The following is a 19,541-nucleotide window of genomic DNA, read 5'->3' as shown; positions in this document are numbered from 1 at the left end:
TTATTATGCTAAAAACATTACTAATTAGTTTTATAACTTTAATTTGTGCAGTAAACTATGCTGATAACCAAACAGCTCAAAATCCTAATTCTACAAATTCTTCTTCTGATCAGCCCGATGATTTACCTGCAGAGGCAGCCGTTCACTTTGCACAGCCTTGGGCAAGACCTACAACAAATGTGCAAGGTAAAGTTAGCAATTCTGCTATGTATTTTACATTAATAAATAGTAGAAGTAAGAGTTATAATTTAGTGAATATATCTTCAGATAAGATAAGTGGAATAGAAATTCATCAAACAATTAATGATCAAGGGGTTAGTAAAATGGTAAAAGTGGATTATCCATTTTTAATTGCCGGTAATATTAATGTTGATTTTAAGCCCGGTGACATGCATATTATGCTTTATGACCCAAAAGTAGATTTAAATGTAGGAGATGAGTTTAAAATAACCTTTTTCTTTGATGACAATACACGAAAAATAGTGAATGTTAAAGTCGCAAATGACAATCCGTATAATAAAACGGGGAATTGAAGGTTATTGTTGCATGGTGCACTCTTCTATGTCATGCCCACAAAGGCAGGAATCCAGTAAAACCTATAAAAAACTTGTTTTTTTAGGTTTAATGTGTAATTTTTATATCAATATTAAGGTTATTTTTTCTGGATTTCGGCTTTTAGCTAAGGACCACTATACACATGACCCTAGAAATTACCGGAAGTGAGTTAATTAAATCTAAACTTATAGATGCTCCTGAACGTTCAGGGGTTTATCGAATGTTTGACGTTAACAAGCAAGTTCTCTATGTCGGTAAAGCTAAAAATTTAAAGAAACGCCTTACTAATTACATTAAAAGCAATTTAGATAATAAGACGCTTCGGATGATTGCAAATACTTGTTTTTTAGAGTATAGCATCACTAATTCTGAAGTTGAAGCACTACTTTTAGAAGCACAGTTAATCAAGAAATTTCAGCCGAAATTTAATATTCTTCTTAAGGACTGCAAGTCTTTTCCTTTCATTAAGTTACGTTTAGAGCATGATTTCCCACAATTACTAAAATATCGAGGTAAAACTCTAAGTGACGGGAAGTTTTTTGGTCCTTTTGCCTCGAGTGTGGACGTTAATACTACTTTGACCGAACTACAAAAAATTTTTAAATTACGTTCCTGCACGGATAATTACTTTAATTCACGTACTCGTCCTTGCTTACAATATGAAATAAAACGTTGTTATGCTCCTTGCGTCGGTAAAATAAACAAGGAAGACTATAGAGACTTAGTAACTCAGGTTAAAGATTTCTTACAAGGTCGCACTAAAGAACTCCAAGAGAACCTATCTAGAAAGATGGAAGAGCTAAGTAGTCAGATGCGTTTTGAAGAGGCGGCAGAAATTAGAGATCGCATTAAAGCACTTAGTTATGTGCAGCTTAAGGCAGGGGTTTCAGATGTCGTTAAAGACGCAGATATAATCGCTATTGTGGAAAAGAACGGGCATTATTGCGTGGAAGTGTTTTTATATAGGGCAGGGCAAGCATGCGGTAATATTCCTTATTTTCCTACTTCTACCGAAAATAGTACCAAAGAAGAAGTATTAGAATATTTTTTATTACAATTTTACCAAAAACAACACGTGCCTGCGGCAATTATAATTAATCATGAAATTAATGATAAAGAGAATGTGATAGAGGCGATTAAGAAAATCAACAATATACTTCAGCTTAATATTACAGTACCTAATAAAGGCGGTAAGGCTAAATTAGTTCAAAATGCTGAGATAAATGCTTTATTTTCTCTAGAGCAGTATTTGAAGAAATTTGCAAAAAATCAAGAGATTATATTTGAAATTAAAGAGCTATTTGGTCTTTCTGCAATTCCTGAAAGAATTGAGATTTATGATAATAGCCATATTCAAGGTAAGTTTGCGGTTGGAGTGATGGTAGTTGCTGGTAAAGTCGGTTTTGATAAAAAAGAATATCGGGTTTTTAATGTCTATGCTCCCTCTCTCGTATGTCATTCCCGTGAAAGCGGGGATCCAAAAAGGTTAATGGATTCCTGCTTTCGCGGGAATGGCATCAAGAACTGCTGGGGTGACATAAAAGGTGACGATTATGAGATGCTCCGGCAAGTCCTAACAAGGCGGCTTACAAGGTTAAGGCAAGAGCCGCATAAATTGCCAAGCTTAATGATTATAGACGGCGGCAAAGGGCATTTAGGCGTCGTTAAAGAGGTGATGGATAAATTTGAAATGAATATTCCTTTTGTTTGTATGTCAAAAGGAGTAGATAGAAATGCCGGTTTTGAACAGTTCCATGTGATAGGTAAGGAAGTATTTACTCTAGATAAGAATTTGCCTGTTATGAAATATTTACAAATCTTGCGAGATGAGGCACATAATTTTGCCATAAAGAATCATAGACTAGGTAGATCACGTGCTATAAAAATATCACGCCTTGACGATATAGAGGGCGTAGGTGAAACTCGAAAAAAAGCATTACTGCATTATTTCGGTTCGTATAAAGCAGTATGCGACGCAACCATATATGAGCTTGCTAAAGTAAATGGTATTAACAAGTTACTTGCTGAGATGATTTTTAATGTTTTGCACAGAAAAAACTAATATTATAACTCATGAAAAACCTAGTTGTATGAGTCGCGATGTCATTCCCGCGGAGGCGGGAATCCAGTCACTAAAAAGTCTAGACATACTAAATTTAAAAAATTAAAAGCTCGATTTTCCTACTTGTCACTGAATTTCCGCTTCCGCAGGAATGACATCGAGCAGGTTTCTGGATTCATGCAATAAGGCTAGCTTTTTATATCCTCAATAGGATCTTTAAGTTCTTGGTATGCTTTGCCTATTAATTTAGGTTCATCATTCTGAGATAAATAATTAATATTAAATTTAGTTAAGTCAGGATAATATGGAGTCATTGTACTATGAATAGAATAATTTAAAGTTCCTGTCATTAAAGAGTTAACAGCATAATTTTTTTGCTTAATAGAGTAATACATATTACGCATATTTTCTGAATACTTAGCTATATCAGCTAAAGTGCTGCCATTAACGTCATCACGTGAATTTAAGCTTAAATTTTATTCTCCCATTCTTGTCTTCAATAGGAATTATTATGCTATATTTTCCTTCAATACTATTTTGCTTAGACATAAAATCCTCATAATTCAATTATTAATCTTGAGTTAACATATTAAATTATTTAAAACTTCAAGTAAATAGATAATATATTTTATATGACTTTCTTCGTAATGACATTAGAATACCACCATCCTAGAATAAATATCACAAGACTCACCATTGTCCCTATAAACACTCCTCTAAGGTTGAAATATTGCAACGATAAAGAATAATATTCCCATATTAAGAAGATAGCTGCTCCGCCAAGTGATGATAAGACCATTATAGTTTTAGATGTTCTGATACCAAAAAGCGTTGTTATTAACGGTACTAATGTTACCGGTCCCCAGAAACCAGTGAAGAATACTACTAAGTCAATTACATTACTAAATTTTAAAGCTACAATTATTGCAAAACTTCCTATTATAACGTTAATAATTCGAGCAATTAATAATAATTTTTGCTGATTTTTAACCTTAAAAATAGGATTGATTATATCTTTAACAATAGCTATAGAAGTAACGTTTAAATCAGAATCAGCAGTAGACATAACGGCAGCTAAGAGTCCACTCATTACTATCCCTTGAATTAAAGTTGGGATGATTTGGTTGATTAAATAAGGTAATACTAAATTTGACGGTTGGTTTGGATAAAGCTTATAAGCAGTTAAACCATTTAAAGTAATGCAAATCAAGAAGAAAAAATATATAGCGGATTTTGCATATATTGCTTTAGTTGTTTGCGTAGGATTTTTATTAATTAAAGCTCTTTGAATAAATGTAGGATATAGATTCATGACGCTAAAACTTAAAGCTGCTGCGATTGTATAAGAAAGTAGGTTGCTCCGATCAAAATTTGCATTTTCCGTAGGTAGGTTATTAATAAAATCTACAAAACCGATTTTATTTAAACTGATAAAAGTTATGGTTGGTATAGCGATTATCATCGCCAAAAATTGTAGTAAATTAGTAAAAACAATAGATTGTAAACCGCCTATTGTAGTATATATAAGTACTATACTATAACTTAAAATTACCCCATTTACATCATTTATTTCTAAGATATATTGAAAAATATAGCCGCTGACGCTTATTTGAGCAGCCAAAAACCCCACTGAAACGATAACCGAACTAACCCCTCCGATAAAACGACCTATATTACCGTAATATGTACTTAGGATATCGCCGATGCTTTCAGCTCCGTAATGTTTGGCAATTAAAGGCACTATATAGATTGCAATTAATATATCTATAGGTATTGTAAGTATAAGAGCGTAAGCATAATATTCATGCCCCAAAAAAGCCTTTTCCATAATGCCGAAAGTGGTGGCTCCTCCGACAGAACTTACAAATATCGTAGCTATTAATAACAGCTTACTATTTTGCGCTTTACTTTCAACATTTGCATAGTTCTTAAAACTACTATTTTTAGTTCGGTAATATATACCAATAAGTAGAATAGATATTAGGTATATGAATACGATAATATTATCAATAGGTAAATTAAACATAAATTAGATTTTAAAGCTCAAACTTAGCATTTGTTCACAATATATATCAAGAATGCTAGATTTATAATTATGTGTCATAATCTGTTCCAAGAAGTTCAGTATCCGGTGTCCAAATATCTTGGTTGGGAGCATATTTCTATATTTTACAGTGGGGTTTAATTTTTTTTTCAGTAGTTTTTTTCTTTAGGGGATAGTTAGAGTTTGATTGAGTTGTAGTTTTTATATTTTTACAATATTTATGTATTTTAAAAATACCTATTTTAAGTTGCGGCATAATTAACCTTTATTTATGTAAAAAATAAAATCATTATTAACATTAATCAATAATTATTTCAAATAAAACATAATATAATTTAATATTTTTTAAATTAACCTATATTAAAATAGTTTTATAGGTCATTATTGAGTATGTTTAAGAAACCTATTCATGTACTTCACCAGCTAATTCAAGTCCTAACTCTTCAGGATTTTCATTAGCAACCACAACAATTTTAGATATTCTTGAACCGGTATAGAAATTTGTAGTATCATTTAATTTTTCTATATCTTTAGTGGTAACAAGAGAATTATCTATAAAATTACTATAATCATTTATCTGAAATTAATATATTAAATAATATGAATTTTCAAGGTGAAAATCACTTTAAAAAATCCATAAAATCATTGGATTAAACTTTGTTGTGTGGTTCGATGTTATTCCTGTATGGCGTTGTTGTGTGGATCAATTCCCCCTCTGTCATCCCACGACTTGATAGCGGAATCCATTCTAAAATACTAATATTAGTATTTTAAATTATTTTTTTGGATACCGTGGTCAAGCCACGGTATGACATCTTAATAATTTAATTCATCCTTGTTAAAAACCCTTGACTCCTTGATATTCCTATAATATTCTATAATTTCCCATTAAATCCCAAATTAACCCAAATTATACCAATGAATGTATTTTTATCTAAGTATGTAAATGGTGTTGATAAAAAGAGTAGGGTATCGGTGCCGGCGAATTACCGTGCGGTACTAGGGAAAGAATTATTTAACGGTGTAATTGCTTATCCGTCGATTAGGAATAATTGTATAGAGGTGTGCGGTATTTCGCATATCGAGAAATTAAGGCAGATGATAGAGACGCTTGATCCTTATTCCGAGGAGCGTGATGCGTTTGAGACTATGATATTCGGGGAAGCTGTACAACTTTCCTTTGATGGGGAGGGAAGAATTATATTGCCGCAATCTTTAATGAAGCATGCAGGAATCGAAGAGCAAGCATGTTTTGTAGGTAAAGGGGTGATTTTTGAGATTTGGCAGCCGCAGAATTTTGAGAAATATTTAAATGCCGCTCAAAAAATTGCTCATGAAAAGCGCTTAACTCTAAGGAATGCTCATTAGTGATACAATCTCACGTGTCTGTAATGCTAAATGAAATGTTAGAGGCCTTAAGCCCAAAAGCCGGTGAGTCTTATTTAGATTGTACGTTTGGAGCAGGAGGATATAGCAAAGCAATATTAGAAAGCTGTAACTGTTATGTCACAGCCTTGGATCGTGATCCAAACGTAATTAAAAGAGCCGAAGAAATTCAGCAAAATTACGGTGAGAGATTTGATTTTGTAGAAACAAATTTTGCGGATAGTTTTGCAAAGCTTAAGGAAAAAAAATTTGATGGGATAGTGCTGGATTTAGGCGTTTCATCAATGCAGTTAGATATAGCAGATAGAGGATTTTCGTTTTTGCATGATGGACCACTCGATATGCGTATGAGCGGGCAAGGGCTTAGTGCCGAGGAGTTTGTAAATGCGGCAGAGGAAAAAGAGCTAGCTGACGTAATTTACAAATACGGAGATGAGAGCTTTTCACGAAGAATTGCTAAGAGAATTGTAGAATATAGAAAAACGGCGAGAATTGATAGTACAGGCAAGTTAGCCGAGATTGTTAGAAGTAGTATAGGATTTAGAAAAGGCAAAATTGATCCTGCAACTAAAACCTTTCAAGCCATTAGGATTTATGTAAACGATGAGCTTGGGGAGTTAGAGCAGTTTTTAGTGAATGTAAAAAATATATTAAAGAAAGACGGACGTTTAGTTGTGGTGTCTTTTCACTCTTTAGAAGATAGGATAGTTAAGAATTTCTTTAAAGAAAATTCGGAAAAGCCGGTAGTAAGATCAAAATATGCTAAAGACGACATGACAATTGATCCAAATAAATGGCTTAAGATTATTACTAACAAAGCTCTAGCACCGTCAGATAAAGAAGTAGGGCTAAATATTAGAGCGAGATCGGCAAAACTTCGAGCAGCAAAAGCGATATATGAGTAATTAATTATGAGTATAAGAAAGCTTCACTATTTAACATTATTGATAACAATTATAGCAATATGTAGTTTGTTTAGCATAAAGGAGCGAGTCTCAACTCTTGATTATCAATTAAGTAGCGTTGTAAAACAGATAAATAGTGAGAATAATAATATTCATATTTTAAAAGCAGAGCAAGCTTATCTACTTTTGCCGGCTAGATTGGAAAAACTTGCGGCGGCTTATTTAAAATTAGAAACAGTTAAATCTTATCAAATGATAAAAGATCCGTTAGGGCCAAATATAGATCAAAATATTAAATTTAATCATAATATTAGTATTTCCAAGAGTAGTAAATGGCGTTACAAAAGAATTACAAATAATAAGTATATACAGACTGTTTCGAGTAGAGTGAAGGGTACTCGATGAACTTCAAAAATTGGCTACGTCATCCTACAAGTACTGTGGTACTCACGTATTAAGTATACGCTCCGTTCCTCGTCTTGTGGATTCCTTGCTCTTTTTGAAGTTGATCTTCGTATCTTGGTAGGATTGTTGCATGGTTTGGACAAAGCGTTCGATGTCATTCCCGCGTAGGCGGGAATCTAGGGTAAAGCGAGATAAATCGAGCTTTTCAAAACATCTTGATTTTAAAGATTTTTTATTTTTCAAATCAAGTTTTGAAAAGGTTTTAAAGTACTGGATTCCCGCTTTTGCGGGAATTACATAAGGATTGCAGAAATATTAGTGTTTGAAACACCATAAATAACATATGAAACAAATTTGGGAAAAATGGAAACCTACAATTAAAAGTCTAACAATTTGGAATGTTTGTAGTAAAAATACAAAAATCCGATTATTAATGGTTATTTGTGTCTTTTCTTTTCTTTTTTGTACTTTATCTTACAGATTGATAATCGTTGCTACGAATGTTTACGATAAAAATATTAATTCCTTTAAAAAAAAGCATCAATTTAGAAAAGAAATAGTTGATCGAAACGGTAATTTATTAGCAGTGAACCTACCTTCTGCCTCATTATTTGCTAATCCACAAATAGTACTTGATCCTGAAACTTCCGTAAAAAAGCTAGCAGAAATTCTACCTGATATTAATAAAGCTAAATTACTTGCAGAACTTAAGTCAAATAAAAGCTTTATATGGGTAAAAAGGGATGTACTACCTAGTCAGCAAGAAAAGATCACTAGCCTTGGGTTACTTGGTTTTGAATTTGAAGAAGAGCAGAAACGAATTTATACCTTTTCTAATTTATTGTCGCATGTTATCGGTTATGTAGGTAGAGACTCGGTAGGGCTTAGTGGCTTAGAGCTCGCTTATGATAAGTATTTAACTAATTCTGATTATGAATTAAACGAACCAAAGAATCGGAAAGAACCGCTTCAATTATCTATTGATATCAGATTACAAAGTATTTTAAGTGAGGAGATTGATAAAACTTTAAAGCAATTTAAGGCCATAGGAGCAGTGGGTATTATTGCTGATCCAAATAATGGCGAGATTTTAGCATTAGTAAATAAGCCTGATTTCGATCCGCATTATCCGAGTTTAGCCAAACCAGAAGAGCTGTTTAATATAGCAAGTCTCGGGATTTACGAAATGGGTTCGGTGTTTAAGGCATTAACTATGGCAGTCGGCTTTGATACCGGTGCAATAAATATGAATGATGCTTATGATATAAGTTATATGAAAGTAGGAGGATTCCAGCTTAAGGATTATACGCCAAGGCAAGGATGGCATAGTGTACCTGAGATTTTTCTATATTCTTCAAATATTGGCACAAGTCAAATTATGCTTGAAATCGGTAAAAGCAATTTTAAAAAATACCTAAAGAAATTAGGCCTATTAGATCAGTTGCAAATAGAATTACCTGAACGAGGTACTCCGTTATTTCCTTCCGAGAAAAGATGGAATGAGTTAACGAGTGTTACTATGTCGTATGGCTACGGCATTTCAATTAGCCCTTTGCATTTTGTTAGAGCAATGTTACCGGTTGTTAACGGCGGTACTTTATATGATCTTACTTTATTAAAAAGAAAGGATGAAAAAGTAATAGGTACAAAAGTTTTTAGTGAAAATACCTCTACCCAAATGAAGAAATTATTTAGAGCGGTAGTAAAAGAAGGTAACGGTAAAAGAGCAGAGGTCAAAGGCTATCTTATCGGCGGTAAGACCGGTACGGCAGAAAAACTTTCACAAGGGGCAGGGGGAAAAAAGAAATATCTAAAAAATAGTAGAGCGTCATCGTTTTTAGGTATGCTGCCTGCATCTAACCCGCAATATATTATTTTTATTAGATTTGATGAGCCGAAACCGACTAAAGAAAGCTTTGGCTTTGCAACCGCAAGTTGGACGGCTGCCCCTACTGCCGGTAGAGTATTTGAACGTATGATATCTTTATATGGTTTAGAACCGATAGAACAAAGTGAGGAAGAAAGTTAAAATATTACCTAATAATTATAGATTTTGTCATTGCAAGCAGGCATTGTTGCGTAGATCGGTAAAACCTACTTGATGTCATCCCCGCCTATGTGGGAATGACATAAAACGAGCTGTGCAACAAAAAGCCTAAATTTTCTGGTAATGACGCATTTATAAGCTAAAAAGGAGGTTTTTATGTCAAAAAATAAAAATATAACAGATAAAGTATACCTATCCCACGGCTTAAGTTTTTGGATCTTACGACAACAATAAATAATATTATATCAAAACAACTATTTATATCCACAAGTTCCGAGGCACAAGCAGAATTAGAGCTTAGCGATAATGCTAAAAGACCTAACCCTAGTTGTTGTGAGTTATTGTAGAATCCATATTCATTTTTTAAAACTGTACAAAATAGAAAATTAATTTATATTTTGTATATGGTTGATATGGTCGTTGGGTGGTTGCAATTTTTCTATTGTCACCCCGTGGTTTGACCACGGGATCCAGTAAAAATGACTACACAAAATGTTGTTTATATAGATCCCGCGATCAAGTCGTGGGATGACAACCTAATTGCCGATCAAGTCACGGTATGACACAGTACAAAACTATATAACAAAAAACTATTTATGTTAAAGATAAAACAGGAAATATATAAAAATAGCTTACAAATAATATTAAAATTGCTGTTTGCTTTGCTATGTTTTTTTATAATATTATTTCCGTTAGTGAGTTATAAAATAAATATTCAAAGCAGAATCTTTCCGGCGATGGAAATTATATTTATTTATTATTTTATGTCGTTATATTCCTTAAATATTTTTGGCATATTTTTTCTCGGTCTATTTATAGATCAAATAAGTGGTATGCCTATCGGTACAAATTCGCTAGTTTTTTTATCGGCATATACGATTTATAAATTATCTTCACAATATTTTGTAGCTAAAAACTATTTAATAAATTTCATTATTTTTTGCGTTTATTCTTTATTTATATTGAATTTTAAATATTTACTAATAACAATCAAGAAGCTAGAAGCAGACGGATATTTAATAATTTTCTTTCAATTTTTAACAACTATATTTTCTTATAATATAATTCGTCTTATACTTGACTCTCCTATGAATTACTTTAAAAAGTATGCTAAATAAGAAAATACTACATGGTGAGTTAATTTCACGAAGAGCCTTTATAATCGGATTAGGTAAACTCGGATTTTTATCGTTGCTTGGAATAAGAATGTTTTATTTACAGCTTATTAAAAGCGAAGAATATAAGACTTTATCGGATAAGAATCGTATTAATTTCGTTGTACTTCCACCGACTAGAGGAAGAATTTACGATTTAGACGGTAATATTTTAGCTACTAATAAACCATGTTATCAGCTAGTAATAGATAGAAGCATTAATAATAATTATAGGGATGAATTAGAAATAATTAGTAATATTCTAAATTTATCTCCGGAAAAATATAATTATATTAAGCAAAAAATTAAAAAATCTAGTCGCCACACTCCTTTAATAATATTTGATCAGCTTGATTGGCAGCAAGTATCAATGATTGAAGAACAAAAGCATAAACTCGCTTCAATATTTATTGATATAGGTTATTTAAGGTTTTATCCTTTTTCAAGCGTTACTTCTCATTTAATCGGTTATCTTGGTCAAATAAATGAGCACGAGAAGCAGGAATTAAATATACATAGTTTAAGCGATTTTAATATCGGTAAATCCGGTATTGAAAAATATTACGATAACAAACTAAGAGGAGCATTTGGTTATAAAAAAGTTGAAGTAAACGCTTATGGTAAGCAGGTAAGAGAAATAGCAGGAACCCCTACTAAATCGGGTGAAGATATGCATTTAAATATCGATGTGTTTCTTCAGAAAAATATCCAGCAATATTTAAATCCTAAAGGTTCTTCGGCAATAGTTATGGATACTAAAACCGGAAATGTACTAATTTGTGCTTCCACTCCGGGTTTTGAATCAAATCATTTCAGTAAATTATCGGAAAATTATTGGCAAAGTTTAACGAGTGATCCTTATAAGCCTTTAATTAATAAGGTAATACAAAATTCTTATCCTCCAGGCTCGGTTTTTAAAATAATTACCGTACTTGCAGCCCTTGAAGTAGGCATTAATCCTAATAAAACCGTTTTTTGCGACGGTAGCTCTGCTCTTGGTACTAATAGCTTTAGATGTTGGAATCATAGCGGACACGGAACGTTAGATATGATGTCTGCTTTAAAGCATTCTTGTAATATTTATATGTATGAATTAGCAAGAATAGTAGGTCCGGATAAAATTCTTGAAGTTGCAAGAGAATTTGGCCTCGGTTCAAAAACCGGTGTTGATTTAGCTCCTGAAAGTAGCGGGTTTGTACCGTCAAAAGAGTGGAAAAAGAAAAAATTAAAGCGTCCTTGGTCAATAGGAGATAGTTTTAATTTAGCAATCGGACAGGGGTTTCTAGGGGTAACGCCGATGCAGCTTGCAAGGTTTATTACAGCTATTGCAAGTAACGGTAAACTGTATACGCCTAGAATATTAAAAAATAATCCGGAATTTTATAATGTCAATATTAAGCCCGAAAATATCACAATAATCCAAGAAAGTTTGTATAATACCGTTAATGTTGCGGGAGGTACGGCGTATTATAATAGAATTTTAGGCAAAAATAGGCAGCTCGCTGGTAAAACCGGTACTTCGCAGGTGCAAGGCAAACTAAATGCTAAAGATGATTTAAGCCGTAAATCTATTGCTTGGGAGAGGCGTAATCATGCCTTGTTCTTAGGCTTCGCTCCTTATCACGATCCTAGTTATTCCGTTACCGTCTTTATTGATCATGGTGGAGGCGGTAGTAAAGCCGCTGCCCCTGTAGCTCGTAAAATTATGTCGGACGTGTTGGATAAGTATTTATAGCTTTTTTTAGTTTGTAGTTTGTGCTATTATGTGTCGTAATGTGTTATTAATTAACGATAGGTCACAAGATGGCAAGACTGAATTTAACTATTCCAGACGAACTAAATAATAGTTTAGCATAGTCAGCAAAAAACTTAGACAGATCAAAAGGGTATATATAGTACGTAAAGCAATTGAATATTATCTACAGGAAATACAAGAAGATTCAGAAGATGCAAAATTGCTTTGCAAAGAATTAATGCCCCTGATTTTAAAACTTACACTACTGACGAAGTGAGGGAATGGTTAAAAAAGAAAAATGTTTAAAGTTATATGAGAAAATAAGGCACGTGCAGAATTAGCTGAATTGTGTGGTATCCAGAAAACAACTTAAAATACTAATAATATTAGTATTTTTAATTAGACCCCGTGATCAAGGAACTAGGTGACAATGGCAAAACTGATCCACACGTATAATAATGCTAGCTTTATATAATTATATCTTAACTCATATCAAAAAATACTTTATTTTAGTTAGTAGTTTGTGTTATTAATAACTAGGCTTTGCATGCGGAAAATTGAATTAATCTATTTTTTGTTGTAAATCATAAGATTTTTTTGAAATAGGAATAACTATTATTGCAAAAATCTTATTAATTTTCTTTTACAAAACCTAGGAATTATTATAGAGTTATATATATGTCTAAGAAAAAGCAGGACGATCAAATAATAAAAGAATTAGAAGAAAGACTAGCAAAACTTAAAGGTACTCCTCCATCACTTGAAGAATTAGAAGAAAGGTTTGCAAAGCTCCAAGATAGACCTTATATCCCCACAAAAAAATCCGGTAATGAAGTAGACGATCTAATTGAGCAGTTGCAATCTGAGCTTAAACTAGAACAAAAAAGTAAAAGCCTTAATGATCAAAAAGACCAAGCAATACGTGATAGGCTAGATAAATTAAGAGAAGACAGTCCTATAACACAAAAAAAGACACCTATAGATCTTTCTTTTAATGATACTAAATCAATAATTACCGATACTATAGATGCTCAGGCAGATATAGCTAGTTCATATGCTAATCGCTCTAACGAGTTAGAGGAGAAAAAAGCATTACTCCATTTAGCTCATAATCTAACTGAAGCGAGAGATATTATTAGGGATATACCCCCTATATCTCAAGAATATGCGCCTAAACTATTAGATGTTATTGCTAGTGGGTTAGGTAAAATTTATGAAGGAATAAAGAAAATAGCTTCGCCTGCAGTTAATATTATAAAAGAAATAGGTAGTAGTCTTGTTAATGCGATTAAATCACTTCCTCACAAATCTTCCAAGCAACAAATAAAATTAAAGAAGTTATATAGAACATATGTTGATTTGAAAGGAATAAAGCCAAAGATAAAAGAACAGTTTCTTAAAAAACATTATGAGCGAATTGATCAGCTACAAACTCCTAAGGAAATATTTGTAGAAACTGCCAAAATTACTCAATCTATAAGGATAGCCGGAAAACAAAAGATAAATACTCTTAAACAACAACAAATTATTAATAGAATGAAGCAGAAAAGTCCTACTGCTTTTATAAATAATAATTCATTTACACCGTCTAATACTCCTACTAATAAAGCAAAGTCTTTCAAGAGCAACCAAAGGTAAATGCTATGTTATTCCTGTGAAAGCAGGCATCTAGAAAAATAACCCTTAATATTGGATAAAATTATACCTTTAACAAAATAAGCATATAAAAAATTTTTTATATGTTTTACTGGATGCCCGCTTGCGTGGAAATGACATAAAGAGCATTTACTGATCCACGCAACAATGCCACGCGGGGATGACATACTGAATGTTCGTATAAGGACCAAGGTATTTAAAGATTATTCTACTCCTTTCATTCCGCTTGTCTTAGCTTTATCAAACGAAGTATCTTTAATTGCTGCTTCGGTAAAATCGGCATTTGTTAGGTCGGAGTTATTAAAGCCCGCCTGATCAATTTTAGCTGATTTAAATATACTATCTGTTAATATTGAGTTTGAAAAATCTGTTTTAGTAAGTATTGCTGCAGAAAAATTAGCCTCTTTTAAAATAGAATTTTTTATTACCGTATTTGTTAGGTTAGCATTTTTAAAGATACTATTTGAAAAATCTACTCTATCAAATATTAAGTTGCTCAAGTCAAAATTTGTTAAATTCATATTTGCTAAGTGAGTTATTTTTTGCAAATCTTTTACCGAATTTATTACTATATTATTTGGTAGAATTTTGCTCGAATTATCACTATTTAAAATAATATTATTAGAAACATTAGTATTAATAAAACCGGAATACGCTTGGTAGTTAATATTATTTATTTGCGAATTAGAAAGGACGGAGTTAATAACCGCAGTATTTGTTAGAGTGGAATTTATTAGAGCTACTTGGTTTAAATTGCCTAAAGTAATTTTAACATCTGAAAAATTTACGTTTTGTATTAAAGATTTAGAAAAATTTATATTATTAAATTGTCCGTTAGTTATATTTGAGTTTATTATTTCACTGCTGTTTAAGTCAGTATTAATCACTATAAATTGTTTAAAATCATTATTGCTAAAAATATTATTAGTATAGCTAATATTATCTAAAGTAATATTTGAGCCTTTAGTTTTATTAATCCTTACAAAATTAGCATTACTATTTTTTATTGATAAATTATTAAATTTATTATCGTTTAGACTCATATTATTTAATATCGCATTATTGATTTTAAAATGCTTTAAAACTGAACTACTAATTGTACTATTTTGTAAATCACATTTAGTAAGGCTAATATTTTGTAGTGTTGAATCTTGAAAGGAAGCGTATGAAAAGCAAGAGTTATTACTTTGTACGTTATTAAAATTTACTTCATTAAAAATACTTTGTGTGAAGTTAGAATCCTTAATTATTACTGCTGTTAATGTAGTTTGACTTAGGTTGCTAGATTCAAAATAATTATTAGTAAAATTGGTATTATTTATTATACTTTTTTCTAAATCCGTACCGTAAAATATTGAATTTGTTATATTAGTATTTTTAAAGCTATTATTCTGTAGGGTAGCTTTTTGAAAATTAACACCGTCGATAGTATTATTGCTCCATAATACATGCCTAAATTTAGAATTTTCAAAGTTGACATTTATTATAGTAGTTTTATTAAAAGCAGTATCGCTAAAATTTGATTGAACAAAATTTGTATTTTGTAATGTTATATTGTGAAAAATTGAACCTTGAAAGTCAGAATTATATCCGGAAATATTTTTTATTACCGAATCTGCAAAATTACTTTCTTGAATTATAGCATTTGTAAGTATTGCTTTTTCTAAATTGCTACCTGTAAAATCAGCACGTAATATTTCGCAGGAAGTCAAATCTATTCCTGATAAATCTTCATTGATTAGCTGTACTCCTATTAATTTTACTCCTTTTAAATTTGAACCGAACTTCTCTTTAAGGTTCACTTTAAGGTTTTTAGAATTTTGCGATATTATATAATTCCGAATTACCGTGCTTTGGCTATCCGTAAGTAATCCGTTCGCATCACGAGTAGATTCGGAGCAGCTGCTTAATAACAAATAAATCGTAATTATTGATATGACTTTAAGCATTTGCTTCCTCATATTCTTCGTCATTTATTCTATTGGTAGGAGGTATATGTAAGCTTAATAATTTTAATTTACGATGCAAAGCCGATCTTTCCATACCGACAAATGCGGATGTTTTTGAAATATTATTATTAAAACGACTCATTTGTGCCGATAGATATTGACGCTCAAAAACTTCTCTAGCTTCTCTAAGCGGCATAGATAACATATCAAAGTTATCTTCAAGTTTTGTAAGATTAGCACTATTTGCTAATATTTCAGAAGGTATCATATAAGGTTTTATAATTTCATTATTACCTGTAGTTAACGGATTCATAATTAAAGTCCATTCAACAACGTTACGTAATTGTCTAATATTGCCCGGCCATTCATAGGATTGAAGAGCAGCGATAGTTTCATCGGCAAAGCTACGTTCTTTTAAACCTGAAAATTTTGAGAGTTGCTTAACAAAATACTTAACGAGTAGCGGTATATCTTCTTTTCTTTCATATAATGAAGGTACTTTTAGAGAGGATACATTAAGGCGATAATATAGAGCTTCTAGGAATTTGCCGTTATTAACTTCATCTTGGATATTTTTAGAAGTACCGGTGATAATTTTTATATCAATTTTAATACTTTTTCCGCAAGGTTTTGTAATAGTTTGATCTTTAAGGAATTGTAATAATTTTACTTGGATAGGAATAGGAATATTACTGACCTCATCTATATATAAAGTACCGTTATTGGCAAATTCTAAGATAGTAGGGCGTTTATTATTTGCCTGCTTTTCCGATTCGCCAAATAATTCTTGATTGATTTTTTCCGTAGTCATACAGGTAGGGCTAAAAATAATGAACGGATTATTAACCCTTTTAGATTGTTTATGAATTAATCTTGCTGCAAGTGCTTTACCGCTACCGACTTTACCGTGAATCATTATACGACTGCTAGAGGTAGCTGCCTTTGCTATTGCCATTTTATATTTTAAAGTTACCGAACATTCGCCTACTAATTCAGTTTTATCTATAACCTTTGATTTTAAATCTATATTTTCGCGTTTTAACTTTGTTACTTCACAAGCTCTTGTAAGTAAAATAACTAATTTATCATTATTAAAAGGTTTTTCTATATAATCGTAAGCACCCATTTTTATAGCATTTACTGCTGTTTCTATAGTACCGTGACCGCTAATAATTATTACCGGCATTAAAGGATAGCGTTTTTTGATTATCTCTAAAATCCCAAGTCCGTCAATTTCGCTTCCTTGAAGCCAAATATCAAGTATAACTGCAGAGACCGGTTTTTCGGAAAGTATTTTAAGGGCTTGAGTACTATTAGCGGCAACCTTAGGGTTAAAACCTTCATCTTTCAAATTTGCAGCAATGAGATTTCGTATACTCTCTTCATCGTCTACTATTAAAACATCTAGTTGTGACATTACAATTTACCTTAAAAATATTAATACTAGGTTCTTGCGTACGATTTCTAAAAAGATTTAATATTTTACGATATTTTTTAGCGAAAATTAATAAGATTTTGAAAGAATTAGTTATTCATTGTTCAAAAAAAATCTTATAATTTGCAGCAAAAAATAGTCAAAATTAAATCTTTTTAGAAATCGTATGCAAGAACCTAAATATATACGTTAATGCCGAATGTAAAAGAAAGCAACATTTTTTTATAACATTTTTGTCACAATAGCTATTTATAATGTAAAGGTTGGCTAAGATTACATAATATTAAAATTATTTAAGGAATTTTAATTAATTTTATTTGCAGTTTGTAGTGTTATAAATGATTATATATAATGAGAGGGGTAGGATATCCAAGTCGTCATTGCGAGCGACCGTAGGGAGCGTGGCAATCTCATGAAATAATAACAAACGCCTGAGATTGCTTCGTCAATTACTTCGTAATTTCCTCGCAATGACGATGACGATTGTGTATCCAACAGTAAAACCGATTTTAAAAATTATGCTTAACATCTTTTTAATTATTATTTCATTATTTATTTGCTTAATAACCTACCTATTTATCAGCAAAACGGATATTTTGACAAATTTGTTGATTTTAAATAGCTTCACGACTTTAGCGAGTTTATTGATTTGTTGTTTAGGTTTATACTCAGGCAATAGTTCATATTTGGATATAGCAATTATTTATTTTCTTCTAAGCTTTATAGCAACAAACGGATATTTAAAATATTTCATAAATGAATCGAATGAAAACAAAACAGATTGATAGACATCTTGCCAAATTCGCTTATAGAGAGGAATTTGTAGGAGACACGAAACGCAGCACCGCAGCGTACACAAGCTTACGTGAGGATGCGAGTATCGGATCGACGCACAAATTACCTCTAGAAGTAGAAGAGTTTGGGAAGATGTCTAATACGGTAATTTTAGGATGCGGTCTTAGCGGCATGTTAACGGCGCTTTCTTTTGCACAAAAGGGTATAAAAACTACTATATTCGAGAGTAAATCGGTAAAAAGCCCAGAGTTTTTTAAAGATATAAGAACTACTGCTTTAACGCCGCATTCTAAAAATTTCTTATTCTCTATTGATATATGGGAAGAGCTTGAGAAGTTTGTAGCAGAAATGCAAGACATATATGTAGTAGATAATAAGGCTTCAGAGATATTAGACTTACGAAATGACGCTGACGCTGTACTTGGATATGTGGTTAAGAATAGCGACTTTAAAAAAATGCTATTGTCAAAAATAACTAATAATCCGTTGATAACATTAATTGATAATAATCAATATCAAGAGGTTATAAGCCATAATGACTACTCGATTATAAAATTTGATGATAACCAAATTAAGTGTAATTTATTAATTATATGTGACGGAGCAAATTCCAAAGTGAGGTCTCATTACTTTGCTAATGAAATTGAGAAACCTTATCAAACTGCTCTTACATTTAATATTAAGCATGAAAAGCCGCATGAAAATTGTGCTATGGAGCATTTCCTGCCTCTTGGTCCTTTTGCTTTGCTGCCTTTAAAAGATCAATATGCTTCATCCGTAATATGGTCAACTTCTTCTGATCAGGCTGCTTTAATTGTTAATTTGCCTTTAGAAGAAGTTAGATTTTTAACTCAAAGAAATGCCGGTAATTCCCTAGGTAAAATTACTATTGATAGTGAGATTAGTAGCTTTCCACTAAAAGCCCGTATAGCAAATAGATATTTTCATAACCGTATAGTGCTTATTGCCGACACTGCCCACACAGTACATCCGCTAGCCGGACAAGGGCTTAATCAGGGCATAAAGGATATAGAGATTTTGAGTATGATAGTTAGTAATAATGGCACATTACAAGAATATCAAAAGCTAAGGCAAGAGGATAATTGTATTATGTATAAGCTGACTGATGAGTTAAATAATATGTTTTCAAATTATTCCAAAAATTTAAGATGTTTAAGACAAATAGGATTTAAGGTGATCAATAATTTTAAACCTGTAAAAAACTTGATTACTAGCTATGCTATGGGGAAGAGGTGAGTGTTCTTTTGTAGCATTTCTAGCTAGTTCTGATGTCATTCCCGCGAAAGTGGGCATCCAGTAATCAAGAATCGATAAAAGCATTGTTTATTTATACTGTTTAAAAGATGGATTCCCGCTTTCACGGGAATGACATAGAATGTGAAATAACATAGA

Annotated in this window: 15 protein-coding genes and 1 pseudogene; 12 read left to right on the top strand and 4 right to left on the bottom strand. The window is 31.9% G+C overall.

Going from position 1 to position 19,541, the window contains the following annotated elements:
• Positions 1-5: 5 nt before the first annotated feature.
• Positions 6-533 carry a copper chaperone PCu(A)C gene (locus BTU51_RS04955; RefSeq protein ID WP_012151029.1) on the top strand — a complete coding sequence of 176 codons (528 nt, stop codon included), beginning with the start codon at positions 6-8 and terminating at the stop codon, positions 531-533.
• Positions 534-697: 164 nt separating this feature from the next.
• Positions 698-2,617: an excinuclease ABC subunit UvrC gene (uvrC, locus tag BTU51_RS04950; protein WP_012151028.1), complete on the top strand. Its 1,920-nt coding sequence runs from the start codon at positions 698-700 to the stop codon at positions 2,615-2,617.
• 188 nt (positions 2,618-2,805) lie between these two features.
• Here uvrC and BTU51_RS04945 read toward each other — a convergent pair whose 3' ends face one another.
• Entirely contained in the window at positions 2,806-3,021 is a 216-nt protein-coding gene (locus BTU51_RS04945; protein ID WP_012262483.1) for a hypothetical protein, read from the bottom strand.
• A gap of 224 nt (positions 3,022-3,245) precedes the next feature.
• Positions 3,246-4,643 (bottom strand): sodium:solute symporter family protein, encoded by a 1,398-nt coding sequence (locus tag BTU51_RS04940; protein ID WP_012151026.1) that lies wholly within the window; start codon positions 4,641-4,643, stop codon positions 3,246-3,248.
• A gap of 936 nt (positions 4,644-5,579) precedes the next feature.
• Between BTU51_RS04940 and mraZ the strand changes: the two genes are divergently transcribed.
• From mraZ to BTU51_RS04890, 8 genes and pseudogenes are all read left to right on the top strand, one after another.
• Positions 5,580-6,029 carry a division/cell wall cluster transcriptional repressor MraZ gene (mraZ, locus tag BTU51_RS04925; RefSeq protein WP_012151025.1) on the top strand — a complete coding sequence of 150 codons (450 nt, stop codon included), beginning with the start codon at positions 5,580-5,582 and terminating at the stop codon, positions 6,027-6,029.
• The gene (gene rsmH, locus BTU51_RS04920) at positions 6,029-6,952 is read left to right on the top strand and encodes a 16S rRNA (cytosine(1402)-N(4))-methyltransferase RsmH (RefSeq protein WP_012262480.1); all 924 of its coding nucleotides are present in this window, start codon (positions 6,029-6,031) and stop codon (positions 6,950-6,952) included. The genes mraZ and rsmH overlap by 1 nt, the downstream gene beginning before the upstream one ends.
• 6 nt (positions 6,953-6,958) lie before the next feature.
• Complete coding sequence (gene ftsL / locus BTU51_RS04915) at positions 6,959-7,357, top strand: cell division protein FtsL (RefSeq protein ID WP_012151023.1); 399 nt, start codon at positions 6,959-6,961, stop codon at positions 7,355-7,357.
• Between the two features lie 343 nt (positions 7,358-7,700).
• Positions 7,701-9,386, top strand: a complete 1,686-nt coding sequence (locus BTU51_RS04910) for a peptidoglycan D,D-transpeptidase FtsI family protein (RefSeq protein WP_012151022.1) — start codon at positions 7,701-7,703, stop codon at positions 9,384-9,386.
• Between the two features lie 174 nt (positions 9,387-9,560).
• Positions 9,561-9,751: pseudogene (locus tag BTU51_RS09335) on the top strand (hypothetical protein).
• 249 nt (positions 9,752-10,000) lie between these two features.
• On the top strand, positions 10,001-10,522 hold the full coding sequence (locus tag BTU51_RS04900; RefSeq protein ID WP_012151020.1) for a hypothetical protein: 522 nt from the start codon (positions 10,001-10,003) through the stop codon (positions 10,520-10,522).
• A complete protein-coding gene (mrdA, locus tag BTU51_RS04895) occupies positions 10,512-12,293 on the top strand; it encodes a penicillin-binding protein 2 (protein WP_012262477.1) in 1,782 nt (593 codons plus the stop codon). Before BTU51_RS04900 ends, mrdA begins: the two co-directional genes overlap by 11 nt.
• A gap of 678 nt (positions 12,294-12,971) precedes the next feature.
• The gene (locus tag BTU51_RS04890; RefSeq protein WP_012262476.1) at positions 12,972-13,931 is read left to right on the top strand and encodes a hypothetical protein; all 960 of its coding nucleotides are present in this window, start codon (positions 12,972-12,974) and stop codon (positions 13,929-13,931) included.
• A gap of 221 nt (positions 13,932-14,152) precedes the next feature.
• Here BTU51_RS04890 and BTU51_RS04885 read toward each other — a convergent pair whose 3' ends face one another.
• Positions 14,153-15,898, bottom strand: a complete 1,746-nt coding sequence (locus BTU51_RS04885; RefSeq protein WP_012151017.1) for a pentapeptide repeat-containing protein — start codon at positions 15,896-15,898, stop codon at positions 14,153-14,155.
• On the bottom strand, positions 15,891-17,315 hold the full coding sequence (locus tag BTU51_RS04880) for a sigma-54-dependent transcriptional regulator (protein ID WP_012151016.1): 1,425 nt from the start codon (positions 17,313-17,315) through the stop codon (positions 15,891-15,893). The genes BTU51_RS04885 and BTU51_RS04880 overlap by 8 nt, the downstream gene beginning before the upstream one ends.
• 536 nt (positions 17,316-17,851) lie before the next feature.
• Here BTU51_RS04880 and BTU51_RS04875 point away from each other — a divergent pair.
• The gene (locus BTU51_RS04875) at positions 17,852-18,118 is read left to right on the top strand and encodes a monovalent cation/H+ antiporter complex subunit F (RefSeq protein WP_012151015.1); all 267 of its coding nucleotides are present in this window, start codon (positions 17,852-17,854) and stop codon (positions 18,116-18,118) included.
• A complete protein-coding gene (ubiH, locus tag BTU51_RS04870; RefSeq protein ID WP_012151014.1) occupies positions 18,099-19,385 on the top strand; it encodes a 2-octaprenyl-6-methoxyphenyl hydroxylase in 1,287 nt (428 codons plus the stop codon). Before BTU51_RS04875 ends, ubiH begins: the two co-directional genes overlap by 20 nt.
• Positions 19,386-19,541: the final 156 nt, after the last annotated feature.

Origin of the sequence: Rickettsia rickettsii, assembly GCF_001951015.1 — a bacterium.
GTDB classification, from domain to species: domain Bacteria; phylum Pseudomonadota; class Alphaproteobacteria; order Rickettsiales; family Rickettsiaceae; genus Rickettsia; species Rickettsia rickettsii.
The sequence above is the reverse complement of the archived record's forward strand: the minus strand, read 5'-3'. Positions and strand labels throughout refer to the sequence as shown.